This window comes from Mitsuaria sp. PDC51 (assembly GCF_900113225.1).
Taxonomy (GTDB): Bacteria; Pseudomonadota; Gammaproteobacteria; order Burkholderiales; family Burkholderiaceae_C; genus Roseateles.
In genome coordinates this window covers 150,184-176,742 of the sequence record NZ_FOZE01000001.1, presented here as the reverse complement: position 1 = coordinate 176,742, position 26,559 = coordinate 150,184, and the positions used below count along the sequence as shown (strand labels likewise).

Sequence of the window (26,559 nt, the reverse complement as noted above, 5' to 3'; positions counted from 1 at the left end):
GTCGCTGAGATGGTTGGATCGATTGGAGGAGAGCCTGATCGCTTTCCTCATGGGCGCTGCGACGCTGGTCATCGCGATGGCCGTTCTGCATCGTTTCCTGGCCGGCGTGCCGCATCTGCAGGACCTGGTCATCCGCATCGACGTGAGCTGGGCGCAGGAGCTGTGCATCTACATGTTCGTGTGGATGGCCAAGTTCGGCGCCGCCTACGGCGTGCGGGCCGGCACCCACGTGGGCGTGGACGTGCTGGTGCGCAAGCTCAAGCCGGAGCACGCGAAGTACCTGGTGATCTTCAGCCTGCTGGCCGGCGCGGTGTTCACCGCGACCATCGGCACGCTGGGCGCGACCTTCGTGTGGGAGAACGGCGCGCACTACGCGTTCACGCATGCCTTCGGCATCGAGAACCCCGACCTCTTCGAAGGCCCGACCTCGCCCGACCTGGAGATCCCGACCTGGATCGCCTACTCCTGCGTGCCGCTGGGCTCCTACCTGATGTGCTTCCGCTTCCTGCAGGTGTGCTGGCACTTCATCCGCACCGGCGAGGCGCCGCACGCGGACCACGGCCACGTCGAGGGCATCGAGGATGACGTCGCCGCGGTCGGCGCGGCCAAGACAGCCGAGGAAGCCGCCAAGGGCTCGAACGGCTCGAAGGGAGATCGCACATGAACACCCTGATCATCTTCTCGCTGCTGGTGGTGCTGATGCTCACCGGCATGCCGATCTCGATCTCGCTGGGCCTGACGGTCCTGACCTACCTCTTCACGATGACGAACGTGCCGATCGAATCGGTCGCGCTCAAGCTGTTCACCGGCATCGAGAAGTTCGAGATCATGGCCGTCCCGTTCTTCATCCTGGCGGGCAACTTCCTGACCCATGGCGGAGTGGCGCGGCGGATCATCCACTTCGCCACGACCATGATCGGCCACTGGTACGGAGGCCTCGGCCTGGCCGGCGTGCTGGCCTGCGCGATGTTCGCGGCGATCTCGGGCTCATCGGTCGCGACGGTCGTCGCGGTCGGTTCCATCATCCTGCCGGCGATGACCAAGCAGGGCTATCCGAAGCAGTTCGGGGCGGGCGTGATCACGACGTCCGGCGCGCTGGGCATCCTGTTCCCGCCGTCGATCAACCTGGTGATGTTCTCGATCGCGACGGCAGGCATGAGCGCCACCGGACCGAATGGCGAGGTGGTCGGCACCGCGTCGGTGGGCCAGCTGTTCATGGCCGGCGTCGTGCCCGGCGTGTGCCTGTCGCTGCTGCTGGGCATCACCACCTGGTACCGCGCCAAGAAGTACGACTACCCGCGCATGGTCAAGGCGACCTGGGCCGAGCGCTTCAAGGCCTTCCGCGAGAGCTTCTGGGGCCTGATGCTGATCGTCGTCGTCATCGGCGGCATCTACAGCGGCAAGTTCACGCCCACCGAAGCCGCCGCCGTGGCCGCGGTGTACGCCTTCATCATCTCGGTCTTCGTCTACAAGGACATGGGCCTGAAGGACGTGCCCAAGGTGCTGCTGAAGGCGGCGGCGATGAGCTCGATGCTGCTGTACATCATCACCAACGCGGTGCTGTTCAGCTTCCTGATGGCCTCCGAGCAGATCCCGCAGACGATGGCGGCGTGGATGTCGGCGCAGGGCTTCGGGCTGATCGTCTTCCTGCTGCTGGTCAACCTGATCCTGCTGGGCGCGGGCAACTTCATGGACCCGGCGGCGATCGTGCTGATCATGGCGCCCATCCTGTTCCCGGTCGCGGCCAAGCTGGGCGTCGATCCGGTGCACCTGGGCATCCTGATGGCGGTCAACATGGAAGTCGGCCTGTGCCATCCGCCGGTGGGGCTCAACCTCTACGTGGCGTCGGGCATCACGAAGATGGGCATCACCGAACTCACCGTCGCTGTGTGGCCGTGGCTGCTGACAATGCTGGGCTTCCTGCTCGTCGTGACCTACTGGCCGGGCCTGTCGCTGGCGCTGCCGAGGGCGCTGGGGTTGGTCGGCTGACAGTCCCCTGCAACGCCTGCTTCGCCAGGCATCGACACCGCGAAAGCGCCGACAGTCCTGTCGGCGCTTTTTTCATGGGACGTCCGAAGTGCTCCGCCGCGGCCTCCCCCCAGACTGAAGGGGTGGGCCGATTTCCCGACCGCCTTACGATTCGCCGCCGCCGAAGCCCCTGGGGCAACCGGTACTCGACCTGTTCGAAAGGAACTGCCTTGCCTTTCCGGAACCGTCTTTTGGCCGTCGGCTTGGCGGCGATGCTTGCGGGCTGCGTCAACCTGCAGGCCATCAGCACCTACGCCGAATCGGCGGCCGGCGTGGCCGGCGCCACCGATGCCGCCAAGCGCTGGCGTGATTCCGACAAGAAGCTGCGCGAGCAACGCCTCGATGGCGACGTGTGTCCCATCGGCTACACCGGCCGGCTTCCCCAGGCGCAGTTCGACGCTGCCTATGACGACGCGGAGAAGCTGCACCAGGCGATGAGCGCGTACTTCACCGCCCTCGGTGAGCTCGCCTCGGACCAGTTGCCCGACCTCGCCAAGACGGCCGCTCCTTCGCTCGAGGGCATCAAGGGCGCCGGCGCCAAGGTGTCGCCCGAAGAGGAGGCCGCCGTGCAAGGACTGTTCGCGCTGCTCCAGCGGGGGCTCGACGCCTACCGCCACAAGAAGCTCCGCGAGTTGATGACGTCCTCGCATGGCGACGTCGCTCGCGTGCTGGGCCTCATGCGCAAGCTCGCCGACGTCTACGCCGAAGGCCTGCGGGGCGAACGCATCCAGGCGATCAACTTCGTGAAGTGCGAGATCGGGCAATCCGATCTCGGCGACAAGTACCTCGGCCGACGGGAGCTCGTTCGCGTCGGGGCGGACTACGACAAGGCACTGAGCGCGATCGCCACCTACAAGGCGGCACTTCAAAAGCTCGCCGACGACCACGACCGGATTCGCGGCGCGCTGGCGATGGACCGCGACGCGATGACGCGCACGCTGAAGGCGATCGCCGCGACGGCCAAGGAACTCGACAAGGCCCACGACGCCGTGGCCAAGCTCTAGGGAGGGCGCATGACCGACACGACCCTGGCGTACAGCGCCGACGAACTGGTACAGCTGGCCAAGGCCCTCGACGACATGGCCGAGGCCATGCCGGTCGGCACGCCCGGCCCCGACGGTCTGACAGCGATGCGATGGAGCCAGTCGCTCGGCGGAGCGGCGCAGAACCTGCTGTTGATGGCCCAGCGGGACTACCTCGCCGACACCACCGAGCCGCTGGCGGACATCGTCGTCACGACGAAGGAGGCCACCGCGGCGCTGGCGAAGATCAAGGCCATCGACAAGATCGTCGAGGTGGTGGGGGACGTGATGCTGCTGGCCACCGTCATCTGGCTGCAGAAGTGGAACCTGGTGCTGCCGACCGTCAAGGAGCTGCGGAACGACATTCGTTCGGTGTGAGCGGGCTCGTCAGCGCCGAGGGCGCGCGCCTTTGAGCCCCGCACTGGCTGGCGCAGCGGCCTTCAAGTCGTCCGCGCGGCAGAGCCATCGCGCCAGCCACAAGCCTCGACGCATGGCGTTCAACTCCTCGATGCGGGAGGTGGTGAACCGCTGACCGGTACGCCGCTCCAGCGCCCGGAGTGCCTGGATACGAGCGAGCGATGGGCCGATCCCGGTGGTCAGCACGTAGGTCACCGCGGCGCCCAGGACGGGCATGGCGAGCCACAGCACGTCGTCGCGTTGCAGTCCGTTCAGTTGGAGCAGCAGTGGCAGGTTGAGCGCCAAGGCGGCCAGGAAGGCGACCCGACCCATCGTTGGTGGACTGCCGGCGATCGGCAGCGGACGAAGTCGATGCTGCTCCAGGTCGATGATGGGCATCAGCGCGACGGGGATGCCGTCCTTGGACGGAGACAGTCGCCGCCGCTCCGCGAGGTAGCCCAGCAGCAGTCCACCAGTGCCGATCGCCGCGGCCACGGCCACTGCGACGCCATGGAGCTCGGGCCGCCCCATTCGCCATACCAGCGAGGTGGTCGACGCCACCAGCAGGCTGCCGAAGAAGATCAACGCCAGGAAGAAGCTCCACAGCGCCTCCGCGGGCGAGAAGCGGCTTCGGTAAGTCATGTGCACGCCCGACAGCAGAAACAGCAAGCCGGTGAACGGCGCCACCGCCAGCACGATGCGCGGCGCCAGCAGGAACGCCCACATCGCCGGCACGATCAGCACGCCGGCAATCGCCATGGCGCCCGGCGTTCCTTTCAGGGTGGCGAGGTTGTCCGGAGGCCTCACCGAGACATCCCGAGCGCGGCGCGCGCCTGGTTCTCCGCGAAATCGGCGCCGCCAGAAGCGTTCCAGATGACTTGCACCGCAACGCCCGCCGCCAAGCCGATCAGCACGAGAGGGGCGCCCACCACAGTCAGGCCCAGACCAGCGGTGATCGCTACCGCCACGGGGACCGCGGCGACGCTGGCGACCAGTCCCAGGGCGTTGCCGCTTTGGTTGCGGGCAGAGGCGACCAGGAACTTGTTGGTGTCGAAGGACCGGATCTGCCGCTTGCCGTTCGCGTCCAGGTCGAATTCAATGCTGCTCCACGCGTCGAGGGCGGCTGTGGGGGCAAAGGTGATCAGGCCGGTCCCCAACTTCCCCGTGGACCAGCCCATGCTCCGGGCCCATCGGCTTTCCGCGGCGACCGCCCCCGCGCCTTTGACCTGACTGGCCGTTGGAGCGGCCCAGCGCGTGGAGTGAGTCGTGCCTTTTGCGTTGGTACGCCATTGGGCGCCTGGAATCGGCGCGGCAACAGTCAATGGCAGATTGCGGATTCTCAGCCGTAGACGCGGCAGCCCCTTTCCCTGGTTGGCGTTGTACAGGTCCATGAACTGATTGATGCGGACCGTACGCGAAGCGCCAGAGGTGATCTGCTGCGCGGCGGTACTGAGGCGCGCGGCTGTCTGGCCCTGCATGCCCATCATGGTCGCGGTCTGCGCCGCGGCGAGACCGTTGCCAATGATGTTGCCGGGTCCCACACCGGCAGAGCGGATTTCGGACTGCACGCCGGCGCCGCCCCATTGCCCGAAAAGATAGTCTTTGAGCCATGGTGGGAGATCGTCTTCGGGGCGCGGTCCGGGGCCGGGACGGGGCGCAGCGACGGACATTGGCACTCGGGCGACCGGCATGGTCGGCTCCCAGCTTCGCAACGTGTGCAAGACGCTGGGCTGTTGAGCGAGCAGTCCCCGCAACAGACCCTGACCGACGGGCGTGTCCAGGTCAAACTCACCACTGAAGGTCTCAGCGCAAAGATCCCAACCGTCAGCAGCACATTGACCAGCGGCCAGGCCTTGCCGGGCAAAGGCCTGTCGATGCGCCAGCACTTGCAGCCTGCATTCAGCCGCCTTGTTTTGTGCGATCTGTTGCGCGGGACTCGTCATTCCTGTCTCCCTGATCCGTGTCGGAGGAACCATCGATTCTGAGTGCTGCAACGGTGCGGGAAACAGTCGAAGGTCACACCGCCCTCGCATGCCCGCGCACCGCGGTCGGCGCGAAGCCGAATCGATCGCGGAAGCGCACCGCGAATCGCGACGGCGAGTCGTACCCGACCGCCGATGCGATGTCGGAGACCGGCCGGGAGGTGGCCTGCAGCAGGACCAGCGCAGAGGCCATGCGCACATCCGCGATCAACTCGCGCAGCGTCACGCCCTCGGCCGCCAGACGGCGTCGCAGCGTGGCCTCCGACATGGCCAGCGACCGGGCAACGGCGTCGGAACTCCACTCGCCGTCCAGCCGCGCCGACAGCATGGCGCGGATCCGTCCCGAGATCCTCGCGTCGTCAGGTGGCATGCGCAGCACCATGCCCGCCGCGAGCAACCAGTGCGCCACCTCCAGCATCTGCTGGCGCACCACCGCCTCAGGCCGCGACGGATCCGGGGCGAGGCCATGCCGCGCGCGCTCGAAGGCCTCGGCCAGGCCATCCGGCACGCGGCGCAGCACCCGCGCCGGAGGCGGGGCCACCTCGGACGCGTCGGCAGAGGACTGGCGCTGCGCGGTGGCCAGGTAGTAGGGATCGTCCAGCACCGTCCCGCCGAACATGAGCCAGCGCGCCTCGTAGCGCTCGCCATCGGTGATGCGGTTGTGGAAGTCGACCGTGTGCCCGCCGGCCAGCAGCAGCACCTGGCCGGGCAAGGCCCGGACGGCGCCGCCGCGCGCGGGCTTGACGGTCTTGATGCCCCGGTCGACGACGATGACGGCCGGCCGCTCGACGCGGATGCGCACGATCTCCAGCCCTTCGCCCTGCACGACATGCGCGGCCACGCCCAGGCCGGGCCTGACATGCAAGGTTCGCGCGAGCTCGGCCCCGGTGGCCAGGCTCACGCTGCCGCGGGCGACGCTCAAGGCGATGTCTTCACGCGATGCAGGGCGCACAGCTTGTTGCCGTCGGGGTCACGGACGTAGGCCAGGTAGAACTGCCCGAGCGAATCGACGCGCAGGCCGGGTGGCTCCTCGATCGAGACGCCGCCATGGGCCACCGCCGTGTCGTGGAAGGCATGGACCTGCTCCGGCGACGCGCAGCGGAAGGCAATGGTGCCGCCGTTGGCGAAGGTCGCGGGCTCGTCGTTGATCGGCTGCGCGATGCCCAGCGTGCCGCCGTCATGGCGGTAGAACAGCCGCTGGTGGCCGGACTTGGCCTGGTGCGGCATGGCCCCGCCCACCCCGAGCACGCCCAGCACCTGGTCATAGAAGCGCCGCGCGCGGTCGATGTCGTTGGTGCCGATGACGATGTGGTTGAACATGAACGCTCCTTGTGGATGACGCAGCCAGTGTAGGCAGCGCCGGCGCCGGCTCCTCGCCGCGTCCGTTCAAGTTCGGTGCCGATCCGATCAGGCGTCCGTCGCTCAGCCTTCAGCATCGGACGTCAACGCGCCGCTGCCGGTTCGCCCGAGTCGCGATGCAGCGCGCTCACATACGCCCTCGGCGTCATGCCGACCAACTGGCGGAAGTCCCGGATGAAATGCGCCTGGTCGAAATAGCCCAGGCGCTGGGCCAGTTCGGCGTCGGGCTTCGCTTCACCGCTCTGCAGCAAGGCGAGCGCCTCATGCAGCCGGTAACGAGCGATCACCCATTTCGGACTCGCTCCGACGTAATGCCTGAAGTCCCGCTGCAAGCGACGTGCGGACTCTCCCGTCATCGTGCACAGCTGTTCGACCGAAGTGATGCCCGCGTCACGGCCTATGACGTCGACGATCTCCGCCAGCCTCGCCCCGCGCGCATCCACCACCGGCGGAACTCGCGCGCGCAGCACAGCCTCGATGCGCGTCTTCCCCGCCTCGGGAGCGTCAGCCAGCGGCGGATCCAGCAACCGATCCACATCGTCGCCCAGCAGGCCGCGGGCATCGACCTGCCGGTCCATCAGGTCGGCCGCCGGCGATCGCAGGAATGCCGGCAGCGCTCCGACCTTGAACTTGACGCCATGCACCCAACCGCGACCGGCAAGCGTCCGGTTGAAACGTGCTCGTTGGACGCCCCACAGGCGCACCGCGCCGTCTTCCACGACCAAGTGGACATTGGGATGGGGCAGCGTCGATTGAACCTGCGGCGGACATGCCCGGAGATCCCAGCTCACGAACCAGTGATGCTCGATCCAAGGCGCCAGATCGGCGCTGGGCGGCTGCTGGTCATGGTGGAAGCGCCCTGGCGCCAGTCCGGGGTAGAGAACGCCTCGCGCGCCGCGAGGGGCGTGTGCTGTCATGCGATGCCGATGTCGTGTTTTTCCTATCGCCGGGATGGCGGTTCCGGTGCAATGGGACGAAATCAACTCCGTCCCGATCACCATGCCAGCTCTTGCGACGAGTATCGCCGCGCTCCTGTCCGCAGGTTCCGCGATGGCCGCCCCGGCGCCCGAGGCCTCAGCGCCTGCCGTTTCCGCGAGTGCGCCGATGGCGCCGGCCCGCGTCGCGCGCGGCCTCTTCGACCTGCGACTCACCGCCCAGCCACTGGAACCCAACGAGGCGCCGGCTCAACCGGCCCGGACGCTGATCCACAAGCAGTTCCGCGGCGACCTCGAGGCCAGCGGCATGGGACAGATGCTGTCCTTCCGCAGCGCGACACCCGGCTCGGCGGGCTATGTCGCCATGGAGCGCGTGGAAGGGCGTCTTGCGGGTCGCAGCGGCTCCTTCGTGCTGATGCACCTCGGCGAGATGACGCGCGGTGCACCTCAGCTGTCGGTTCGCGTCGTGCCCGACTCCGGCACCGGCGAGCTGGCCGGCCTGAGCGGCGACATGAGCATCGAGGCCCGCAACGGACAGCACCTCTATGTCTTCACCTATCGCCTGCCCGGCGAGTAACGCGGACTGCGCCGCGCCGCCGGATCAGGCGTAGGTGTTGATGTTCCGCCCGAGCGTGCCCTCGGTGGCCAGGGCCGGCGCCTGCGGCAAGGCGGCGAGCAGGGCGGCGGCGCCGGCTTCCTGGACGTCCATGGCCTTGCGCAGCACCAGCAGGCTGGCGGCATTGCCGGCCGTGCCCGGCGTGCCGTTGGAGGCCTGCCTGACGGCGGCGTCGACGCTGGGGGAGTTGGTGATGACCATGCAGGCACTATCGGCCGATTCCGCGCCGACTTGAGCGGAATTTCACGAAGTGGCCGCCGCTCCCGCGCCCTGCCACCTCATCCGCCACCTGGCCCGCGGCCCGAACGCCGCCTCAGACGCCGCCGCGGTAGCTGCCCTGCTCCGCCGACAGACCCGCCTTCACCGCGCGCGTCATGTCATCGGCATAGACCTCGTCCTTGCCGTCGGCCAGCGCCGCCAGCACCTGCCGGGCGACGTCCAGCGGGTCGGTCTTCGGTGCGTCGATGCCCGCGGTCATATCGGTGTCCATGAAACCGACGTGCAGCCCCAGCACCGCCGTGCCCTGGTCCTTCAGCTCCTGGCGCAGTCCGTTGGTGACCGACCAGGTCGCCGCCTTGGACACGCTGTAGGTCGCCGCGCCGGTCAGGTTGAGCCAGCTCAGCACCGACAGCACGTTGACCACCGCGCCGCCGCCCTGTTCCTTGAGCACCGGCGCGAACGCGCGGGTCAGCTCGAGCGGCCCCACGACGTTGGTCTCGAACTCATCGCGCAGCGCGGCGATCGCCTGCTCGCCCAGCAGCGGCGAGCCGCGGGTGATGCCCGCGTTGTTGATCAGCAGCGTGACGTCACCCGCCGCCCGCACCGCCGCGGCGATCTGGTCCGGCTTGGTGACGTCGAGCCGGAGCGGCGTCACGCCGGGCAGGTCGACGGACGCCGGATCCCGCGCCGCCGCGTAGATCTTCTTCACGCCGGCGGCCTGCAGCGCCTTGACGAAGCTCTTGCCGAGACCGCGATTGGCGCCGGTGACCAGCGCGACAGTGTTCTTGAAGTCCATGGTGAATCCTTGAGCAGTGGAACGGGGTGGAGTGGCTTTTTTCAATTTCACTCGACATGAATAATGTAATGTCGACCATCATCTAAACACCGGGCCGCCCACGCCTTGCCCCTGTCGGCGGAGGGGACGTCGCCGAGCCGCGTGGACCGATGTTGGCGCTCCGGCTACTCGCGCGCGCAGCTGGGTCAGGGGCAATAATCCCGGCCATCCCGTCGTCCGGAGAAGCCGTCGATGCCCACGATGCCGCGCCGCCCGCCTCACCGCCTCTTCCGTTGGAATGGGGTCCGGATCGGTCGCCAGGCCGAGGCGGTCCGCGCGGCCGGCCCGGCGACCCCGCAGGCTCCGGGGGCTCGGGAAGCAGGTCGCGCGAATGCCGTCCTGGCGCTGCTGGCCGCCGCGGCCCTCGCCGCCTGCGGTCGCGAACCGCCGCCAGCCTGGTCCGGTTATGCCGAAGGCGATCCGGTCTACGTCGCGGCGCCGGTCGCCGGCCAGTTGCTCGACCTCCAGGTGCAGCGCGGCGACACCGTGGCGGCCGGCGCGCCGCTGTTCAGCATCGACGTCACCCCGATGCGCGCCGCCCGTGCCGAAGCCGATGCGCGACTCGCCGCTGCCCGCGCGGAGCAGGCCGATGCCGCCAAGGGCCGCCGTCCCGACGAGATCGCGATGAGCCGGGCCCAACTGGCACAGGCGCGCGCGCAGTCCGCGCTGGCGGAGACCGACCTGGCGCGGCAGCAGCAGCTGATCGGCCAGGGCTTCATCTCGGCGGCGCGGCTGGACGACGCCCGGGCCGCCGCGGCGCAGGCGCGCCAACGCGTGCGCGAGCTCGAGTCCTCGCTGCGCGTGGCGGAACTACCCGCGCGCAGCGATCAGCAGGCCGCCGCGCGCGCCAATGCCGAAGCCGCCTCGGCCGCGCTCGAACAGCAGCTGTGGCGCGAAGCGCAGACCCGGCAGCGCGCGCCAACCGCCGGCCTGGTCGACGACACCTTCTATCGCGTCGGCGAGTACGTCAACGCCGGCCAGCCGGTCGTGGCGCTGCTGCCGCCGTCGCAGCGCAAGGCGCGCTTCTACGTGCCGGAACCGGAGCTGGCCTCCCTGCGCCAGGGACAGGCGGTGCTGCTGAGCTGCGACGGCTGCGGCGCGCCGATCGCGGCGCGCATCAGCTACATCTCGCCGCAACCGGAGTACACGCCGCCTGTGATCTATTCCAACAGCCAGCGGGCGCGACTGGTGTTCCTGGTCGAGGCCCGACCCGATCCCGCGCAGGCGACGCGCCTGCATCCGGGACAGCCGCTGGAGGTGCGCCCGTCTGCGGGCGCAGCGCCTGCGACGGCCGGTGCCGCGGCGTCGACGGCATCGGCCGCTTCCGGCGGACGCCCATGACCGAGCGCAGCGCGCCGACGACGCTCCCCGGCGACGGCGCCGGGTCGTCCGCGAGCGACCTGGCCATCGACGTCCGCGGCCTGACCAAACGCTACGGCCAGCGGACCGTCGTGGACCACGTCGACCTGCAACTCGGACGCGGGCGCATCTGCGGCTTCCTCGGCCCCAACGGCAGCGGCAAGACGACCACGATCCGGATGCTGTGCGGACTGCTCACGCCCGACGAGGGCGAGGGCCGTTGCCTCGGCCTGGACATGCGCCAGCGCGCGGCTGAGATCAAGCGCCAGGTCGGCTACATGACGCAGCGCTTCGGGCTCTACGAGGACCTCTCCATCCGCCAGAACCTGGACTTCATCGCGCGGCTGTTCGAACTCGACGCGCGGCCTCGCCGCGTGGACGAGGCGCTGGAACGGCTCGGACTGAAGACGCGGCAGGACCAGCTCGCCGGCGCCCTGTCCGGCGGATGGAAACAGCGGCTGGCGCTGGCCGCCTGCCTGCTGCATGACCCTCGCCTGCTGCTGCTCGACGAGCCGACCGCCGGCGTCGATCCGAAGGCGCGCCGCGACTTCTGGGACGAGATCCATCGGCTCGCCGCCGACGGCATCACGGTACTGGTCTCGACGCATTACATGGACGAGGCCGAGCGCTGCCACGAGCTCGCCTACATCGCCTACGGCCGGCTGCTCGCGCGCGGCACGCAGCGCGAGATCATCGCGCAGGCCGGCCTCACCGTCTGGGCGCTCCACGCCGATGATCCGCAGCGACTGACCGCCGTCTCCGCCGCCTTGAACGGCGCCGAGGGCGTGCTGAGCGTCGCCGCGTTCGGCAGCAGCCTGCACGTCGCGGGACAGGACGCGGTCGCGCTCGACCGGGCGATCGCGCCGCACCGCGCCGGCGACGGGCTGCGCTGGGCGCGGGCGGAGGCCAACCTCGAAGACGTGTTCATCAGCCTGATCAGCCGCACACCGGACAACTTCGAGGCGGCGACCGCGACGCCGTCCCACCCGGCAAGGCCCACGGACCGGGCGGGCGCGCGATGACCGATCGCCGCTTCAGCCTCGCGCGCGTGGTGGCGATCTTCATCAAGGAGGTCCAGCAGATGCTGCGCGACCGGCCGACCTTCGCGATGGCGGTCGGCGTGCCCATCCTGCAGCTGCTGCTTTTCGGCTACGCGATCAACACCGACCCGAAGGGACTGCCCACCGCCGTGGTGACGCAGGATCGCGGGCCGATGGCGCGCAGCCTGGTGGCGGCCATGGAACAGAGCGGCTATTTCCGCATCCAGTCCCGTCCGGCCTCGGAGCATGACGGCGACGCGATGGTCGAGGACGGCGAGGTGCAGTTCCTGATCGTGATCCCGCCCGACTTCAGCCGCCGCATCCTGCGCGGCGAGCGGCCGGCGGTGCTGGTGAGCGTCGATGCGACCGATCCGTCCGCGTCCAGCAACGCGCTGGCGGCGCTGGCGCAGCTTGGCGCGCAGGCGCTGCGGCGCGACCTGGTCGGCGCGGCGGCGGCCGGGACATCCGGCGGCGCCGGAGGCGGCATCGCCCCGACGACGTCGATCGCCACGGGCAGCGCCGCCGGCCAGCCTTTCGAGTGGCGCATCCATCGGCGCTACAACCCGGAGGGCCTGTCGCGCTACAACATCGTGCCGGGCCTGATCGGCACCATCCTGACGATGACGATGGTGATGCTCACCGGCCTGGCGATGACGCGCGAGCGCGAGCGCGGCACGATGGAGAACCTGCTCGCGACGCCGGTGCGACCGCTGGAGGTCATGGTGGGCAAGATCCTGCCCTACATCGTGCTGGGTTACGTGCAGCTGGGCGTCATCCTCCTGGCCGCGGCGCTGCTGTTCCAGATCCCGATGGCGGGCAGCTTCACGCTGCTGCTGGCCATGATCGGCGTGTTCATGCTGGCCAACCTGGCGGTGGGTTTCACCTTCTCGACGCTGGCGAAGAACCAGCTGCAGGCCCTGCAGGCGACGTTCTTCTTCTTCCTGCCGTCGATGCTGCTGTCGGGCTTCATGTTCCCGTTCCGCGGCATGCCGCGTTGGGCGCAGGTGATCGGCGAGGCGCTGCCGCTGACCCACTTCCTGCGCATCGTGCGAGGCATCATGCTCAAGGGCAACGGCTTCATGCAGCTGTTGCCGGAACTCTGGCCGATGCTGGTGTTCCTGCTGGTCGCCGGCACGATCGCGCTGATGCGCTACCGCCAGACACTCGACTAGCGCCGGATTGCTCCCGCGCCCGCTTGCGGGACAGCGCCGCGGCGCGGGGCGCGGGGCGCGGGAATTCTCCCTCTCCCGCTTGCGGGAGAGGGCGGGGTGAGGGCCAGCGTCCGCTCGCAGTCCGCGGGGAAGTCCCGACCCCGCCTTCAGCCGCCCTTCAGCACCGCTTCAGGAGCGCTTCAGCGGCGCCGCGCACTGTGGCGGCACGCGCTTGAAGGACGGAGGACGGCATGGGACACGCGACACGACGTGTTTGGCAAAGCGCTCGGGAACGGGCTTGGCAACGCGCCTGGCGGCGGGCCGGCGCGCTGGCGGCGCTCGGCATGAGCGGGCTGGTCGCGGCGGCGCCGTCCCTCCCGGATGCGGCGGCCTCGGCGCCGGACGTCCTCGCCCCGGCCTCGCCCGCGTCGGAAGCCGAGATCGACACGGCCGCCAATGCCGCCCGCCGGCCGCTCGCGCTGCAAGCCTCGCTGGCCGCCCTGCGCGCCCGCATGCAACCCGGGCGCCCCTCCGCCGGCACCAACGGCAGCAGCACGATGCTGCACCAGGCTCTCCAGATCCAGGTCATCGAACTCCCCCGCGAGGGCGCCCCGATCGGCCCGCCGCCCAAGCGCGCGCATCACGCGCTGAGCATCGGCATGGAAGGGCCGAAGCAGCTGCTCCGCGGCCTGGGCCTCGATGCCACCGAATGTGCCGGGCGCTTCCGCATGCCGTCCAAGCTCGGCCGCAAGGGCGACGGCTCGACGCAGGTCGACATCGCGGCCCAGCTCGGCATGGCCTGCAAGTTCTGAGGCGGCAACGCCACGCGAGGACGCGAGACCGCGTCAGGCGTACAGCGTCGCGCGTCCGTCGCGAACGAAGCCCGCCAGCCGCAGCCCGCAGGCCTGCGCGGTGCGGATCGCCAGGTGCGTGGGTGCGCTGACCGCCGCCAGCATCGGCATGCCGGCAAGCGCGGCCTTCTGGACCATCTCGAAGCTCGCGCGGCTGGTCACCGCCGCGAACCCTTGCGAGGCATCGACGCCGTCGCGCGCCATCGCGCCGATCAGCTTGTCGAGCGCGTTGTGGCGCCCGACATCCTCGCGCACGCATCGCACCGCGCCGTCGACGCCGCACCACGCGGCGGCGTGGATGCCGCCGGTGCGCTGCTGCAGGGGCTGCGCGGCCGCCAGCTCGCGCATCGCGCGCGACAGCGCCGCCACCAGCGCCTCATCCGCCGCCAGCGCGTCCGGCAGCGGCGGCACGGGCCGCTGCGGCGGCCGGAAGACCTGGTCGAGGTTGTCTGTCCCGCACAGGCCGCAGCCGGTGCGCCCGGCCATGCTGCGCCGACGCTCCTTGAGCAGCGCCTCGCAACGCGCGGTCACGCGCAGCTGCAGGGCCACGCCATTCGGACGCGTGCGAACTTCCACGTCGAGCAGGTCCGCCGGCGAGGCCAGCAGGCCCTCCGTCAGCGAGAAGCCCAGCGCGAAGTCCTCGAGGTCGAGCGGCGTCGCCAGCATCACCGCATGCGACAGGCCGTTGTACTCGAGCGCGACGGGCACCTCCTCGGCGACGAATTCCTCCTCGGCCGCGCGCGTGGCGCCGAGCCGCGTCGGATGCACCGCGACCAGCGCGGCGGGCAGTGGTGCGTCGTCGTCGTGATCGCCGACGCCGCCCTCACCGCGGCCCTCCGCGTCACCCGGCAGTGCGCAGGTCCCGCTCATGCCGTCGACTCCCCGTCGCCGGCAGCGGGCGCCTCGTCACCGCGGCCCACCGGCGTGATCCGCGCGATCCAGCGCCCGTCCTCGTCGACGTGAAGCCGCACCCAGCCGGGCCCCGGCTCGTCGCCGACGCGCGCGTCGCTCATCAGCGTGTACAGGCGCAGCAGCACGCTGACCCGCAGCCCGGTGCGCTTGGCCAGCCGCGGCAGCGACACGCCGTTGCCGGCGTCCAGCTCGGCGAGCGTCTCCAGCGCGAAACGCGCCTGCGCGGCCATGTCGCCCGGACCACCGTCGTCGCCGCCATCACCGTCCGCGCCCTCCCGGTCGTGGACCTCGTCGCCGGCGGACGCGTCAGCGCGGCTCATGCGGCGATCCTCAGGCCCGTGCGTCCGCCACCGAACGCGCCTGCGCCTGCGGCACCGGCTCGTCCTGCGGCCGCAGCGTCAGCACCACCGGGATGGACTTGGACGTCGGCGTGCCGGCCCCGATCGAGATGCTGCTCAGCGGCACCAGCGCGTTGGTCTCGGGGAAGTAGCTGGCCAGGCAGCCGCGCGGGATGTCGTACTCGATCAGCACGAACTTCTCGGCGCGACGCGTGTCGCCGTCGCTGTAGACGCTGGTGATGTCGACCCACTGGCCGGCCTTCATGCCGATCTGCCGCAGGTCTTCCTTGTTGATGAAGACCACGCGGCGATGGCCCCAGACGCCGCGGTAGCGGTCGTCCATGCCGTAGATCGTCGTGTTGTACTGGTCGTGCGAGCGCACCGTCGCCAGGTTGAACACCACCGTCTTGTGCTCGATCGCCCGCGCCTGCGCCAGATGGAAGGGCGTGTCCGTGGGCAGCGCGTGGGTGATGAAGTTGGCCTTGCCGGTGGGCGTGTTCCAGACCCGCTCCGACGCGGTGTTGCGCAGCCGGAAGCCGCCCGGCTGCTTGATCTTCTCGTTGAAGCCCTTGAAGTCGTCGAAGACCTCTTCGATCTTGTCGCGGATGCGCGAGTAGTCCTCCACCAGCCACAGCCACGGCGTCTTCGAGCGGCCCTTGAGGGTCGCGGCGGCCAGGCGGGCGACGATCATCGGCTCCGACAGCAGGTGCTCGGACGCCGGCGCGTTCATGCCGCTGGAGATGTGGACCATGCTCATCGAGTCCTCGACGGTCACGCCCTGCGGGCCGGTGGCCTGCATGTCGATCTCGGTGCGGCCCAGGCAGGGCAGCACCAGCGCTTCCTTGCCGTGGATGGTGTGGCTGCGGTTGAACTTGGTGGTGACATGCACCGTCAGCTCGGTCGAGCGCAGTGCCTTCCAGGTGGCCACCGTGTCCGGCGTCGCGGCGGCGAAGTTGCCGCCCAGCGCGATGAAGACCTTGCCCTTGCCGTCGAGCATCGCCTGGATGGCCTCGACGGTGCCATAGCCGTTCTCGCGCGGCGGCTCGAAGCCGAAGACCTGGCCCAGCCGGTCCAGCAGCGCCTTGGGCGGCTTCTCGTAGATGCCCATCGTGCGGTCGCCCTGCACGTTGGAATGACCGCGCACCGGGCAGGCGCCCGCGCCGGGACGGCCCAGGTTGCCGCGCAGCATCAGCAGCGCCGCGATGTGCTGGATGGTCGCCACCGAATGCTGGTGCTGTGTGATCCCCATGCCCCAGCAGATGATCACGCGCTTGGCCTGCGCGTACAGGTCGCCGGCGGCGCACAGCTGCTCCTGCGACAGGCCGGACTCGGCCTCGAGCGCTTCCCAGGATTCGGCGCGGATGCTGGCCTCGAAGGCCTCGAAGCCATGCGTGTGCTCGGCGATGAAGCCCAGGTCCAGCACGCGCTCGCCGCCGGCGGCCACGGCCGCGTCGTCCAGCTCGAAGACGCGCTTGCACAGCGCCTTCATCACGGCCATGTCGCCGCCGATGCGCAGCTGGAAGTAGTGGGTGGAGATCGGCGTGCTGCCCAGCGTCGCCATCTCCATCTTGTCCTGCGGATCGGCGAAGCGCTCCAGGCCGCGCTCGCGCAGCGGATTGAAGCTGACGATCTTGCAGCCGCGCTTGGAGGCCTCGCGCAGCTCGCCCAGCATGCGCGGGTGATTCGTGCCGGGGTTCTGGCCGAAGATGAAGATCGCGTCGGCCTGCTCGAAGTCGTGCAGCGTCACCGTGCCCTTGCCGATGCCGATGGTCGGCTTCAGGCCCTGGCCGGACGGCTCGTGGCACATGTTCGAGCAGTCGGGGAAGTTGTTGGTGCCGAACTCGCGCACGAACAGCTGGTAGAGGAAGGCGGCCTCGTTGCTGGCGCGACCCGAGGTGTAGAACATCGCCTCGTTGGGATCCTTCAGCGCGTTCAGCCGCGCGGCGATCAACTCGAAGGCGTCGTCCCAGGCGATCGGCACGTAGCGGTCGCTGGCGGCGTCGTAGACCAGCGGCTCGGTGATGCGGCCCAGGTTCTCGAGGTCGAAGTCGGACCACTCGGCCAGCTCGCTGACGGTGTGGCCGCCCAGCACCTGCGCGGTGGCGCGGTGCGAGGTCGCCTCGGCGGCGATGGCCTTGGCGCCGTTCTCGCAGAACTCGAAGGTCGAGCGGTGATCCCGGTCGGGCCAGGCGCAGCCCGGGCAGTCGAAGCCATCGGGCTGGTTGGCCGACAGCAGCGTCTTGGCGCCCTTGACCGCGACACCCTGGTGTTGCAGGTGCTTCGCGACACTGCGCAGCGCGCCCCAGCCGCCAGCCGGCCCTTTGTAGAAATGGATCTTCTGCTCGGTCATTGTTGGTGCCCCCGGATAGAACGGGCCGCGGCCCGTTCTATCCCCCCCGAGGGGGTGGCGGGCCGGCTTGGGGCGGCCCGGCGCTCGGCCCGCCCCTCGCTAACAAGGAAGAATGGCAGACCGAGGTCTGCCATCGATGATCACAGTATCGGCGCTGCCTGGCGGCGCCGTACGGTGAGGGTCAATTGAAGAACTTCGCGACCGTCAGCAGGGTCTTGTAGATGCCCCAGGACAGCGGGATGCCGACGGCCAGCCAGGCCAGGACCACCAGGCCCACCGGCGTCGCCTTGCCGGCACCCGGGCCGCTGCCGACTTCGCTGGCAGCGGCCTTCTCGTGGGCCAGCTTCTTCTCGATGGCCAGTTCCTCGTCGCTCATGAAGTGCTTCGCGGCGACCGGGCGGATGGCCAGGTTGGCGATCAGGCCGATCACCAGCATGCCGACCAGCACATACATGGTCTGGTTGTAGACCTGCTCGCGGGGAATGCCCAGACCCAGCTGGTAATCCCGCATGTAGCCGATCACGACCGGGCCGAGGATGCCGGCGGTGGCCCAGGCGGTCAGCAGGCGGCCGTGGATCGCGCCCACCATCTGCGTGCCGAAGAGGTCACCCAGGTAGGCCGGCACGGTGGCGAAGCCGCCGCCGTACATCGACAGGATGATGCAGACCGCGCCCACGAAGGCCAGCTTGTGGCCGGCTGCAGCGCTGCTCGGCAGCGAGGCGTACAGCAGGCCGCCCAGCACGAAGAACACCGTGTAGGTCATCTTGCGGCCCAGCTTGTCCGACAGCGAGGCCCACACGAAGCGGCCGCCGATGTTGAACAGGCTCAGCAGCGCGGTGAAGCCGCCGGCGATCGCGGCGATCGCAGCCAGTTGGGTCTTGTCCAGGTCAGAGAACTTCAGGTCCACGCCGATCAGCGAGCCGCCGAAGATCTCCTGCAGCATCGGGCTGGCCATGCCGATCACGCCGATGCCGGCCGACACGTTCATGCAGAGCACGATCCACACCAGCCAGAACTGCGGGATGCCCCACACCTTCTTCACGTGCACGTGGCGCTGCGTGATCATGGCGTTGTTGGCCTGCGCCGGCGGCGGGGTCCAGCCCGCGGGCTTCCAGCCGGTGGGCGGCACGCGGTAGCCCAGCGCGCCCGCGACCATGAAGACGAAGTAGATCAGCGCCATCACGACGAAGGTCTGCGTCACGCCCGGGTCGGTCGGGGTGGCGAACTTCTTCATCAGCTCGACGGCCAGCGGCGAACCGATCATTGCGCCGCCGCCGAAGCCCATGATGGCCATGCCGGTGGCCATGCCACGGCGGTCGGGGAACCACTTGATCAGCGTCGACACCGGCGAGATGTAGCCCAGGCCCAGCCCGATGCCACCGATCACGCCGGAGCCGAGGATCATCATCCAGAACTGGTGGGTATGGATGCCGACCGCGGAAATCAGCATGCCACCGCACCAGCACACGGCCGACACCAGGCCTGCCTTGCGGGGACCGGCGCGCTCCAGCCAGCCGCCCCAGATCGCGGCGGCGCAGCCCAGGAACACGAAGAACAGCGTGTACATCCACTGCAGCGTGGAGATCTTCCAGTCGCAGCCCGTGGCGAACAGCTCGGCGAAGAAGCTCACGTCCTTGCCGCAGGCGGCGCCGGCTCCGGCGGTCTGCAGCATCTTGGACAGCGGCAGCCAGAACACCGAGAAGCCATAGGCCATCCCGATGCACAGGTGAATGGCCAGCGCGCTGGGCGGCACGAGCCAGCGGTTGAAGCCAGGAGCGGCGATGGTGCGCTCCTTGTCCAGCCAGCTCGAGCCAGCGGATCCGACGCTCGGGTCGGTCAGCACAGTAGACATGGGTCCTCCTCAAACAATGAATGGCGACCGCGACGCGGCCCGCTGATGGGCGACCCTCTCCGAACCCTCAAACGGGATGGGTCGGCCGCGTCCCGCGTTCCGGGGTCCCCGTGTCCCTTTCGGCATCAACGACCTGCAAACACAGCAGGGGTTGGTTACGGCCTGAAAGAGTTGAGGCAGAACGCTCGCGGCGGGCGCGATCTTGACGCATGTCATTGACATTCATTGACAACCACACATAGCAAACGGACATCTATCGCACGAAACCGACAGCCGGTAACTATGGGGCGGCCGGCGGTTACCCGTAGAGCCGGCGTTAATTGGGGCGAATCGCGCACACCACCCCCGGTTTGGGGGCGATCCCCGGGGCGGCGATTGTTGAGCGCGCCACAACGGTGCATTTCCGCTCACGCATTTTTACGGTCCGGGTCTTTGCCTATTGTTGGGACCGTTCCCCCGTCTCCGAAGGCGTCCATCAGCGCCTTCTTCACCGGACCGCCTCATCGAGGTCGTCCGGTTTTTTATTGCGCGGGAATCGCGTTTGCCCCGATGAACACGAGGATGTATCGGGGTGAAACCTGCCGTTTGTCCTACAAGACCTCGCGTCCTCTGCCCACGTTCCGCTCCCCGCCCACGGTCCACAGTAGGTCCTAACCGATCTCACCGATCGGCCCCTCAAGCCCAAAGGAGAGACTAGATGAACGCGACCAAATCCCTCGTGACCGGTGCCGTTGCCCTGACCGCCTTCGCCAGCGTGCTGGGCCTGGCTTACGCCCAGGTGGAGAACTCGACCGAGTCGACCCAGACGCAGACGACGCAGGAGCAGTACCCCGCCACGCAGACGGAGCAGCAGGCCCCCGCTGACCAGAGCATGACGCCGGCCGACCAGGCGGCCCCGGCGACCCAGTCGACCGACCCGCAGTCGCAGACCCAATCGGAAGCGCAGTCGCAGCAGGCTCAGCCGCAGTCCTCGGACCAGTGGCAGAACCAGCAGTCGCCGTCGTCGCAGCAGCCGCTGCCGAGCGAGCCGACCAGCGCTGGCGAGCCGGCCCCGCGCGCCGACCGCAACTGAGCGTGACCCGCTCATCGCCGTCCAGCCCCGCTGACGCCTTTCCCTGAAAGCCCTCCATGCTGCGCGCCTCCAGCGGCTATTTCTTCAGCGATCCCCCGCCGGCCGAGCCGGCGCGGCGGCGGATTCCTGAAGCGCTGAAGGAACGCGCCGGATGGGCGGCGCAGGGATTGGCGATCGGGCTGGCCGGTGCGCTGCTGGCCTGGCCGGCGGCGACCTTCCTGATGAAGCAGCTGCGCCCGGCGCCCGTCGCCGTCGCGAAGCACGTCTCCTCTTCCCCGGTCCAGCCCGTCGTCCAAGCCCCCGCGCCAGTGCCGCGGACCGGCACGGCCGATTTCGGCAAGACCAAGGTTTCCAAGCAGGCCCGCCAGCTGGCCCAGTGGGTGATGGCGGGCTGGGATCACAACGGTCGTCCGTTCGCGATCCTCGACAAGCGCCAGGCGCGCGTGCTCGTCTTCAACGCCGACGGCAAGCTGCAGGCCACCACGCCGGTGCTGCTCGGTTATGCCGCGGGCGACGACAGTGTCGCGGGCATCGGCCTGCGCCCCATCGCCGAGGTCAAGCCCTCCGAGCGCACCACGCCGGCCGGGCGTTTCGTCGCGCAGCCGGGCAAGAACGCGCTGCACGAAGACGTGCTCTGGGTCGACTACGACGCGGCGGTGTCCATGCACCGCGTGCGACCGACCAATCCGGCCGAGCGCCGTCTCGAGCGGCTCGCCTCCCCGACGCCCAAGGACAACCGCATCAGCTTCGGCTGCATCAACATGCCGGTGAAATTCTTCGAGCAGACCCTGTGGCCGACCTTCGGCAAGCGCGGCGGCATCGTCTACGTGCTGCCCGAGAAGAAGTCGATGGAGCAGGTCTTCGCCGAGCAGATGCGCCGCGCCAAGGCCGGCCCTTCCACCTGACGCCCGGTCCATGACCGCGCGCCGCTCCGCCCGCCCCGCCCGCTTGTCCCGCCACGGCTCCGCCTGGCTCGTCGCGCTCGCGCTGGGCGCGGGCCTCGACGCGCCGGTGTCGGCGCAGGTCAGCCGCGCGACGGTCCGCGGGCTGGTCAACGCGCCGGCCGGCACGCAGTCCGGCGGACTGACGATCCTGGCGGTCAATGCTGCCACCGGCGCGCGTTATCGCACGGCCACGCGGGCCGATGGCCGCTATGCGCTGATCGGCCTGGCCCCCGGCGACTACACCATCACCGTGGTCGGCCCCGACGGCGCGACGCTCCGCTCCGAGCGCATCACGCTGTCCGTCGGCGAGAGCGCGGCGCTGGACCTGGGCGATGCGCCGGCGGCGCCCGGCGCGGCCGATGCGGTGCAGCTGGGCCGCGTCACCGTGCAAGGCAATGCGACGCGCCAGGGCGTGAAGGATTCGCAGCTGGGGACCGTCGTCTCGCAGCGCATGATCGAGGCGCTGCCGCAAAGCACCCGCAACTTCCTCAGCGCCGCGGACCTCGCGCCCGGCGTGGCCTTCTCGACCGACGCGGGCGGCTTGAGCCGGGTGCAGTCCGGCGCGCAGGACTTCGACCACCTCAACGTCTTCATCGACGGCGTGGGCCAGAAGAACAACATCCTGCGCGGCGGCGTCAGCGGCCAGTCCGACACCCGCGGCAATCCGTTCCCGCAGTCGGCGATCTCCGAATACAAGGTACTGACGCAGAACTACAAGGCCGAGTTCGACCAGGTCAGCAGCGCCGCGATCACCGCCGTGACGAAGTCCGGCACGAATGAATTCCACGGCGAGGTCTACGCCGATCGCACCGGCACCAACTGGCGCTCGATGAATGCGCTGGAGAAGGAACGCGAATCGCAAGGCGTGCCGCGCCCGTCGTCGCAGAAGTACGAGTACGGCGGCAGCATCGGCGGCCCCATCGTCAAGGACAAGCTGCATTTCTTCCTCGCCTACGACGGCAAGCGCATCGAGGACTCGCGCCAGATCGCCGGGCAGAACTTCGAGAAACTGCCCGAGGCCGGCATCATGCCCGCACTGCGCGCGCGGCGCGGCGGCCAGGTCGACCCGTTCCATGAGAACCTGCTCTTCGGCAAGCTCGACGCGCAGATCAACGACGAGCACAAGCTCACCCTGAGCGCGCGCCTGCGCCGCGAGACCGATCGCATCGCCGAGGACCGCAACCTTTCGCTGCCCGGCAACGACAAGGAACGCCGCAATGACGAGACGCGGGTCGACCTGAAGCACGAGTGGTCGCGCGGCGACTGGCTCAGCGAGGCGCGCCTGGGCTACGAGGACTACCTCTGGAATCCCAAGTCGGCCGCGGACGCGGCGCTGGTGCGCTACAAGGTGTCGACCGCGTCGCCGCAGGTGCTGACGACCTCGCAGGACGTGATCCTGGACGGCGGCTCGCCGGATGCGCAGCGGCGCCAGCAGCGCGGCGTCTTCGTGTCGGAGGAACTCACCTACACCGGCTTCGACGGCCACGTGATCAAGGGCGGCGTGAAGCTCAAGACGATGCGCTACGACCTCAGCGGCACGGCGAATTCGGTCGACGCGGTCGACGTGCTGATCGACACGGCCACCGGCCTGCCCTATTGGGACGGCACCAACTGCACCGGCACCAACGTTTCCAACAACGGCAGCAGCAGCGACGAGTGCAACATCCGCCGCGCCACCGCGCCGGCGCAGGCCCGCTTCAATAACCGGCAGTGGGGCCTCTACCTGCAGGACGACTGGAGCGTGACGCGCCAGCTCGAGCTCAACCTCGGCGTCCGCTGGGACTACGAGGACAACATGCTGAACAACGCCTATGCGACGCCGGCCGACCGCGTCGCGGCGCTGCTGGCGGCGGACGTGCCGCGCTTCGGCATCGCGCCGCCGGCGGGGCAGAGCTACGCGCAGTCGCTGGCCAAGGGCGGCATCGACGTGTCGCGCTACATCAGCAGCGGCAACTCCCGCAAGGCCTTCAAGCAGGCGATCGCGCCGCGGCTGGGCTTCTCTTACGACGTCTTCAACGACCGCAACACGGTGGTCTTCGGCGGCTACGGGCGCAGCTACGACCGCACGATGGCCAACCACGCGCTCGACGAGCTGCAGAAGAACCAGGCCCCGGGCGGCGAGATCTGGTTGATCCGCAACGACCTGAAGATGCCCTACGCGGACCAGTTCAGCATCGGCGTGCGGCAGGCGCTGTCGCCGACCTGGAACGGCGAGATCGCGCTGAGCCGCATCGAGGCGAAGCACCAGTTCGTCTGGTTCAGCGGCAACCGCGACGCCAACGGCGGCTTCGCGCAGCAGTCGGCGCTCGATCCGCTGTGGGGCGGCCCCGATGGCTTCGGCCAACTGGTGCTGGGCGACTCGATCGGCCGCACGCGCACCGACTCGGTCTTCGTGAAGGTGGACCGGCCCTACAGCGCGGCCTCGGGCTGGACGGCGACGCTGGCCTACACCTACAGCGATGCCAGGACCACCAACCTGCAGTGGAGCAACGACACCTTCGACTGGACTTACGGACGCGCGGGGCGCGGCTGGAATCCCAGCACGCTGGTCGACAGGCACCGGCTGGTCGGCGCGTTCATGACCGACAAGCTGCTGCCCTGGGGCCTGAGCTTCTCGGCCAAGGGCACCTACGCGAGCGGCTTCCCGCGGCGGCTGACCAACTGCATTGCGGGCACCGCGCAGTGCTTCCTGATGCGCGGCGATGCGCCGAGCTACCGCCAGGTCGACATCAGCCTCGGCAAGGCCTTCAAGTACGGCCTGCACCAGGTGGCGCTGCGGCTCGATGTGCTGAACGTCTTCGGCGCCGACAACTACGCCGGCTTCGACGACTGGGTCGGCATCGCCCCGCCCGCGGGCCAGCCGACGAATCGCCTGGGCGGCGACAACCTCAACCTCGACAAGCCCAATACCGCCCGCGGCGACAACCGCGCGCTGCGGGTGGTGCTGACCTACAAGTTCTGAGGCGTCTGGAGCGGCCGGAGCGGCGTATGCTCGCCGCCTTCTCCCCTGCCCGGCGACCGTCATGACCACTGCCCTGCTCATCATCGACCTGCAACGCGCGCTGTGCGTGGGCGAGTACGCCTGCCACGAGGTGGACGCGGTGATCGGCCGCGTCAACGGCCTGATCGCACAGGCGCGCGAGACCGGCACGCCCGTCGTCTTCGTGCAGCATGAGGAGGACGGCTGGGAACCGCTGCGCCATGGCAGCGAGGGTTGGCAGCTCGACGACCGGCTGCAGGCGCGGCCGCAGGATCCCCGGGTGCGCAAGACCTCGCCCGACTCATTCCACCGGACCGAGCTGGACGCAGTGTTGAAGGGCCTGGGCGTGACCCACCTGGTCGTGTGCGGCGCGCAGAGCGACTTCTGCGTCGACACCTCGACGCGCCGCGCGCTCAGCGCGGGCTACGACGTCACGCTGGTCGAGGACGGTCACACGACGATCGCCAACGGTGCGCTGACCGCGCCGCAGATCATCGAGCACCACACGCTGATCCTGCGAAACCTCAACAGCTTCGGTCCCGCGATGAGCGCGAAGCCGGCGGCGGAGATCCGCTTCGGCGCGGCCTGAGCCGACGGCTGCCGAGCGTCCCTCCCGCCGACCGCTCCCGCCGGCCTCCCGCCGCGCTACTTCAACGCCGTGCGCGCGCTGGCCAGGCGCGACAGCGTCATGTCGCACTGGTCGACGGTGCCGATGCAGTCCAGCCCGCGCGACTCCACTTCGCTCATCAGGCTGAGCCAGGCGTTCAGGCCCTCGAGCGTCACCTTCGTGCGCGAGGTCCGGCTCCAGCCGCGTTCGGCGAGCTGGCCCAGGTAGATCCAGGTCTGCCGGCGCGACAGGCCCGACAGCTGCCCGATGCAGGCCTGCGACACCGGCAGCGCCAGGCTGTTGCTGGCCGCGCCGCCGCGCTGCGAGCTGCTGAGCGCCGCCGCCAGCGTGGCCAGCACGCTGATCAGGCGCTGGAAGCCGTTGCCGGCCAGTCGCATCGTGATCTGGTCCTGCAGCCGCGACGCGGTCGCCGCGTACAGCTCGCCGGTGGCCGCGTCGCGTTGCGGGGCGTGGGTGTCCTTCATCCGCGGCAGCGGGATGTGGATGGTGGTGACGTCGACCAGCGCCGTCACGTCGTAGCGCGCCGCCAGCTGGCCCAGCGGCGAATCCGCGCCGATGACGTCGCCCAGCCACAGCGCCGCCACCGCCACGCGGGTGTCGGCCGCGACCTTGGCCGCGAGGAAGGCGGCACCGCCGCTGATCGCGATCCATTCGGCCAGCGGGCTGCCGGCCTCGATGATCTTCTGGCCGCGTCGATAGGTCCGCACCTGGCCGTCGGCCAGCCAGTCGTCGGGGTTGTCCGTCTCGCCGTTGTGCGGCACCTGCGTCGCCTTCGTGTTCATGCTCATGCTGGATGGGATCCACCGGGCCAGGCTCCGCCCTCCGCGCTGCATGCGGAAGGTCGGCGAAGGCCTGACGGCGAACCGTGGGTTATAGAAGCGGACCGTCCCCGCCGATCGGTCGATAAGGCCGGTGAGGTCGGCCCGGTTTGCCGGTTGACCGCGCGCCGGTCACCAGATGGACAGGCTCCGCGCCAGGACGCGCTGCAGCCAGCTGCGCGACGAGGCCTCGGACACATCGCCCTGCGCGACGCTCTCCAGGCTGGCGTTCACCACGTCGCGGGAAGCCACGACGTTGCCCGGGCGGATGTCGCGCGGATTGACGATGCCGGAGAAGCGCAGCGTGTTGACGCCCTTGTTCAGGCCCACGTTGCGCTCGCCCGCCACCAGCAGGTTGCCGTTGGGCAGCACGTTGATCACGCTCACCGCCACCTGCGTGACGAAGCTGTTGTCGGTCTCGGTCGTGCCCGAGCCCTTGAAGGCATCGCTGCCCGAGGCGGTCGCGTCGATGTTGAGCAGCCGCTCCACCGCGCCGACCTTGCTCTGGCCGCCCGGCCCGCGCACCGCGAGCCGGTTGTCGCGGCTGGTGTCGGTGGTCTGCTTCTGCGTGGCCTTGAGCGTCTCCTGGATGTCGACCTTCAGCGTGTCGCCGATCGCGCTGGGCCGCTTCTCGCCCGAGAACAGCGAGGTGGGCGACATGCCGGGCTGGTAGATCGCGCCGTTGCTGGGCCGCTCGATGTACATCGGCGCCTGCGGCGGCGCGACCAGCATCGGCCCGGGCACCGTGGGCGGCGCACCGGCGCAGCCGCCCAGCGCGATGAGCGCGCCGGCGGCGACCGCCAGCGCGGCGGCGCGGCAGGCCGCGCGCGTGCGGCGGCGAGATTGCTTGCTCGAGATCACATCCCTCTCCC

26 protein-coding genes are annotated in these 26,559 nt (G+C 69.5%); 13 read left to right on the top strand and 13 right to left on the bottom strand.

Going from position 1 to position 26,559, the window contains the following annotated elements; all coding sequences use genetic code 11:
* The first annotated feature begins 4 nt into the window (after positions 1-4).
* The 4 genes from BM393_RS00790 to BM393_RS00775 all read left to right on the top strand — a co-directional run bounded on the left by BM393_RS00790 (position 5) and on the right by BM393_RS00775 (position 3,428).
* Entirely contained in the window at positions 5-664 is a 660-nt protein-coding gene (locus BM393_RS00790; RefSeq protein WP_091724894.1) for a TRAP transporter small permease, read from the top strand.
* Entirely contained in the window at positions 661-1,989 is a 1,329-nt protein-coding gene (locus BM393_RS00785) for a TRAP transporter large permease (RefSeq protein WP_091720188.1), read from the top strand. The genes BM393_RS00790 and BM393_RS00785 overlap by 4 nt, the downstream gene beginning before the upstream one ends.
* A 230-nt stretch (positions 1,990-2,219) precedes the next feature.
* Positions 2,220-3,032, top strand: a complete 813-nt coding sequence (locus BM393_RS00780) for a hypothetical protein (protein WP_091720183.1) — start codon at positions 2,220-2,222, stop codon at positions 3,030-3,032.
* 9 nt (positions 3,033-3,041) lie between these two features.
* Positions 3,042-3,428 (top strand): hypothetical protein, encoded by a 387-nt coding sequence (locus BM393_RS00775; protein WP_091720178.1) that lies wholly within the window; start codon positions 3,042-3,044, stop codon positions 3,426-3,428.
* A 9-nt stretch (positions 3,429-3,437) separates the two neighbouring features.
* Here BM393_RS00775 and BM393_RS00770 read toward each other — a convergent pair whose 3' ends face one another.
* The 5 genes from BM393_RS00770 to BM393_RS00750 form a co-directional block, all read right to left on the bottom strand.
* Positions 3,438-4,205 carry a hypothetical protein gene (locus BM393_RS00770; RefSeq protein ID WP_091720174.1) on the bottom strand — a complete coding sequence of 256 codons (768 nt, stop codon included), beginning with the start codon at positions 4,203-4,205 and terminating at the stop codon, positions 3,438-3,440.
* Between the two features lie 44 nt (positions 4,206-4,249).
* Complete coding sequence (locus BM393_RS25010; RefSeq protein WP_141225183.1) at positions 4,250-5,389, bottom strand: hypothetical protein; 1,140 nt, start codon at positions 5,387-5,389, stop codon at positions 4,250-4,252.
* 73 nt (positions 5,390-5,462) lie between these two features.
* Positions 5,463-6,350: a helix-turn-helix transcriptional regulator gene (locus tag BM393_RS00760; protein WP_091720167.1), complete on the bottom strand. Its 888-nt coding sequence runs from the start codon at positions 6,348-6,350 to the stop codon at positions 5,463-5,465.
* The gene (locus BM393_RS00755) at positions 6,347-6,748 is read right to left on the bottom strand and encodes a VOC family protein (protein ID WP_091720163.1); all 402 of its coding nucleotides are present in this window, start codon (positions 6,746-6,748) and stop codon (positions 6,347-6,349) included. The genes BM393_RS00760 and BM393_RS00755 overlap by 4 nt, the downstream gene beginning before the upstream one ends.
* 122 nt (positions 6,749-6,870) lie before the next feature.
* Positions 6,871-7,788, bottom strand: a complete 918-nt coding sequence (locus BM393_RS00750; protein WP_091720159.1) for a helix-turn-helix domain-containing protein — start codon at positions 7,786-7,788, stop codon at positions 6,871-6,873.
* A gap of 103 nt (positions 7,789-7,891) precedes the next feature.
* Here BM393_RS00750 and BM393_RS00745 point away from each other — a divergent pair, with 103 nt between their 5' ends.
* Positions 7,892-8,299, top strand: a complete 408-nt coding sequence (locus BM393_RS00745) for a DUF3224 domain-containing protein (protein WP_091720155.1) — start codon at positions 7,892-7,894, stop codon at positions 8,297-8,299.
* Between the two features lie 24 nt (positions 8,300-8,323).
* On the opposite strand, the gene BM393_RS00740 is transcribed toward BM393_RS00745, so the two are convergent.
* Both BM393_RS00740 and BM393_RS00735 read right to left on the bottom strand, forming a co-directional pair.
* Positions 8,324-8,539 (bottom strand): putative motility protein, encoded by a 216-nt coding sequence (locus BM393_RS00740; protein WP_091720151.1) that lies wholly within the window; start codon positions 8,537-8,539, stop codon positions 8,324-8,326.
* A 112-nt stretch (positions 8,540-8,651) separates the two neighbouring features.
* Positions 8,652-9,353, bottom strand: coding sequence for an SDR family oxidoreductase (locus BM393_RS00735; protein ID WP_091720148.1), 702 nt, complete (start codon positions 9,351-9,353; stop codon positions 8,652-8,654).
* Between the two features lie 231 nt (positions 9,354-9,584).
* Between BM393_RS00735 and BM393_RS00730 the strand changes: the two genes are divergently transcribed.
* The 4 genes from BM393_RS00730 (at position 9,585) to BM393_RS00715 (ending at position 13,754) form a co-directional block, all read left to right on the top strand.
* Entirely contained in the window at positions 9,585-10,733 is a 1,149-nt protein-coding gene (locus BM393_RS00730; RefSeq protein ID WP_254783158.1) for an HlyD family secretion protein, read from the top strand.
* Positions 10,730-11,773, top strand: coding sequence for an ABC transporter ATP-binding protein (locus BM393_RS00725; protein ID WP_091720143.1), 1,044 nt, complete (start codon positions 10,730-10,732; stop codon positions 11,771-11,773). The genes BM393_RS00730 and BM393_RS00725 overlap by 4 nt, the downstream gene beginning before the upstream one ends.
* Entirely contained in the window at positions 11,770-12,963 is a 1,194-nt protein-coding gene (locus tag BM393_RS00720; protein ID WP_091720139.1) for an ABC transporter permease, read from the top strand. The genes BM393_RS00725 and BM393_RS00720 overlap by 4 nt, the downstream gene beginning before the upstream one ends.
* A 323-nt stretch (positions 12,964-13,286) precedes the next feature.
* A complete protein-coding gene (locus BM393_RS00715) occupies positions 13,287-13,754 on the top strand; it encodes a hypothetical protein (RefSeq protein WP_091720135.1) in 468 nt (155 codons plus the stop codon).
* Positions 13,755-13,787: 33 nt separating this feature from the next.
* Here BM393_RS00715 and fdhD read toward each other — a convergent pair whose 3' ends face one another.
* The 4 genes from fdhD to BM393_RS00695 form a co-directional block, all read right to left on the bottom strand.
* Positions 13,788-14,663 carry a formate dehydrogenase accessory sulfurtransferase FdhD gene (gene fdhD / locus BM393_RS00710; protein ID WP_091720131.1) on the bottom strand — a complete coding sequence of 292 codons (876 nt, stop codon included), beginning with the start codon at positions 14,661-14,663 and terminating at the stop codon, positions 13,788-13,790.
* Complete coding sequence (locus tag BM393_RS00705) at positions 14,660-15,025, bottom strand: hypothetical protein (RefSeq protein WP_254783157.1); 366 nt, start codon at positions 15,023-15,025, stop codon at positions 14,660-14,662. The genes fdhD and BM393_RS00705 overlap by 4 nt, the downstream gene beginning before the upstream one ends.
* 10 nt (positions 15,026-15,035) lie before the next feature.
* Positions 15,036-17,393, bottom strand: a complete 2,358-nt coding sequence (locus BM393_RS00700) for an FdhF/YdeP family oxidoreductase (protein WP_091720129.1) — start codon at positions 17,391-17,393, stop codon at positions 15,036-15,038.
* A 181-nt stretch (positions 17,394-17,574) separates the two neighbouring features.
* Positions 17,575-19,245 carry an OFA family MFS transporter gene (locus BM393_RS00695; protein WP_091720120.1) on the bottom strand — a complete coding sequence of 557 codons (1,671 nt, stop codon included), beginning with the start codon at positions 19,243-19,245 and terminating at the stop codon, positions 17,575-17,577.
* Between the two features lie 697 nt (positions 19,246-19,942).
* Between BM393_RS00695 and BM393_RS00690 the strand changes: the two genes are divergently transcribed.
* The 4 genes from BM393_RS00690 to BM393_RS00675 all read left to right on the top strand — a co-directional run bounded on the left by BM393_RS00690 (position 19,943) and on the right by BM393_RS00675 (position 24,830).
* On the top strand, positions 19,943-20,317 hold the full coding sequence (locus BM393_RS00690) for a hypothetical protein (protein WP_091720115.1): 375 nt from the start codon (positions 19,943-19,945) through the stop codon (positions 20,315-20,317).
* Positions 20,318-20,373: 56 nt separating this feature from the next.
* Positions 20,374-21,222: a hypothetical protein gene (locus tag BM393_RS00685; RefSeq protein ID WP_254783156.1), complete on the top strand. Its 849-nt coding sequence runs from the start codon at positions 20,374-20,376 to the stop codon at positions 21,220-21,222.
* 10 nt (positions 21,223-21,232) lie between these two features.
* Complete coding sequence (locus BM393_RS00680; RefSeq protein WP_091720112.1) at positions 21,233-24,223, top strand: TonB-dependent receptor; 2,991 nt, start codon at positions 21,233-21,235, stop codon at positions 24,221-24,223.
* A 61-nt stretch (positions 24,224-24,284) separates the two neighbouring features.
* Entirely contained in the window at positions 24,285-24,830 is a 546-nt protein-coding gene (locus BM393_RS00675) for a cysteine hydrolase family protein (protein WP_091720111.1), read from the top strand.
* A 56-nt stretch (positions 24,831-24,886) separates the two neighbouring features.
* Here BM393_RS00675 and BM393_RS00670 read toward each other — a convergent pair whose 3' ends face one another.
* Together BM393_RS00670 and BM393_RS00665 are read right to left on the bottom strand one after the other, a co-directional pair.
* Positions 24,887-25,657, bottom strand: a complete 771-nt coding sequence (locus BM393_RS00670) for a Crp/Fnr family transcriptional regulator (RefSeq protein WP_091720109.1) — start codon at positions 25,655-25,657, stop codon at positions 24,887-24,889.
* A gap of 162 nt (positions 25,658-25,819) precedes the next feature.
* Complete coding sequence (locus tag BM393_RS00665) at positions 25,820-26,548, bottom strand: flagellar basal body L-ring protein FlgH (RefSeq protein ID WP_254783155.1); 729 nt, start codon at positions 26,546-26,548, stop codon at positions 25,820-25,822.
* Positions 26,549-26,559 lie beyond the last annotated feature (11 nt).

Excerpts from the sequence above, each read along its gene's own strand:
- BM393_RS00785 (WP_091720188.1), top strand. The coding sequence starts at position 661 with ATGAACACCCTGATCATCTTCTCGCTGCTGGTGGTGCTGATGCTCACC.
- BM393_RS00775 (WP_091720178.1), top strand. The coding sequence starts at position 3,042 with ATGACCGACACGACCCTGGCGTACAGCGCCGACGAACTGGTACAGCTG.
- BM393_RS00770 (WP_091720174.1), bottom strand. The coding sequence starts at position 4,205 with ATGGCGATTGCCGGCGTGCTGATCGTGCCGGCGATGTGGGCGTTCCTG.
- BM393_RS25010 (WP_141225183.1), bottom strand. The coding sequence starts at position 5,389 with ATGACGAGTCCCGCGCAACAGATCGCACAAAACAAGGCGGCTGAATGC.
- BM393_RS00755 (WP_091720163.1), bottom strand. The coding sequence starts at position 6,748 with ATGTTCAACCACATCGTCATCGGCACCAACGACATCGACCGCGCGCGG.
- BM393_RS00750 (WP_091720159.1), bottom strand. The coding sequence starts at position 7,788 with ATGGTGATCGGGACGGAGTTGATTTCGTCCCATTGCACCGGAACCGCC.
- BM393_RS00745 (WP_091720155.1), top strand. The coding sequence starts at position 7,892 with ATGGCGCCGGCCCGCGTCGCGCGCGGCCTCTTCGACCTGCGACTCACC.
- BM393_RS00740 (WP_091720151.1), bottom strand. The coding sequence starts at position 8,539 with ATGGTCATCACCAACTCCCCCAGCGTCGACGCCGCCGTCAGGCAGGCC.
- BM393_RS00735 (WP_091720148.1), bottom strand. The coding sequence starts at position 9,353 with ATGGACTTCAAGAACACTGTCGCGCTGGTCACCGGCGCCAATCGCGGT.
- BM393_RS00730 (WP_254783158.1), top strand. The coding sequence starts at position 9,585 with ATGCCCACGATGCCGCGCCGCCCGCCTCACCGCCTCTTCCGTTGGAAT.
- BM393_RS00725 (WP_091720143.1), top strand. The coding sequence starts at position 10,730 with ATGACCGAGCGCAGCGCGCCGACGACGCTCCCCGGCGACGGCGCCGGG.
- BM393_RS00720 (WP_091720139.1), top strand. The coding sequence starts at position 11,770 with ATGACCGATCGCCGCTTCAGCCTCGCGCGCGTGGTGGCGATCTTCATC.
- BM393_RS00715 (WP_091720135.1), top strand. The coding sequence starts at position 13,287 with ATGAGCGGGCTGGTCGCGGCGGCGCCGTCCCTCCCGGATGCGGCGGCC.
- fdhD (WP_091720131.1), bottom strand. The coding sequence starts at position 14,663 with ATGAGCGGGACCTGCGCACTGCCGGGTGACGCGGAGGGCCGCGGTGAG.
- BM393_RS00705 (WP_254783157.1), bottom strand. The coding sequence starts at position 15,025 with ATGAGCCGCGCTGACGCGTCCGCCGGCGACGAGGTCCACGACCGGGAG.
- BM393_RS00700 (WP_091720129.1), bottom strand. The coding sequence starts at position 17,393 with ATGACCGAGCAGAAGATCCATTTCTACAAAGGGCCGGCTGGCGGCTGG.
- BM393_RS00695 (WP_091720120.1), bottom strand. The coding sequence starts at position 19,245 with ATGTCTACTGTGCTGACCGACCCGAGCGTCGGATCCGCTGGCTCGAGC.
- BM393_RS00690 (WP_091720115.1), top strand. The coding sequence starts at position 19,943 with ATGAACGCGACCAAATCCCTCGTGACCGGTGCCGTTGCCCTGACCGCC.
- BM393_RS00685 (WP_254783156.1), top strand. The coding sequence starts at position 20,374 with ATGCTGCGCGCCTCCAGCGGCTATTTCTTCAGCGATCCCCCGCCGGCC.
- BM393_RS00680 (WP_091720112.1), top strand. The coding sequence starts at position 21,233 with ATGACCGCGCGCCGCTCCGCCCGCCCCGCCCGCTTGTCCCGCCACGGC.
- BM393_RS00675 (WP_091720111.1), top strand. The coding sequence starts at position 24,285 with ATGACCACTGCCCTGCTCATCATCGACCTGCAACGCGCGCTGTGCGTG.
- BM393_RS00670 (WP_091720109.1), bottom strand. The coding sequence starts at position 25,657 with ATGAGCATGAACACGAAGGCGACGCAGGTGCCGCACAACGGCGAGACG.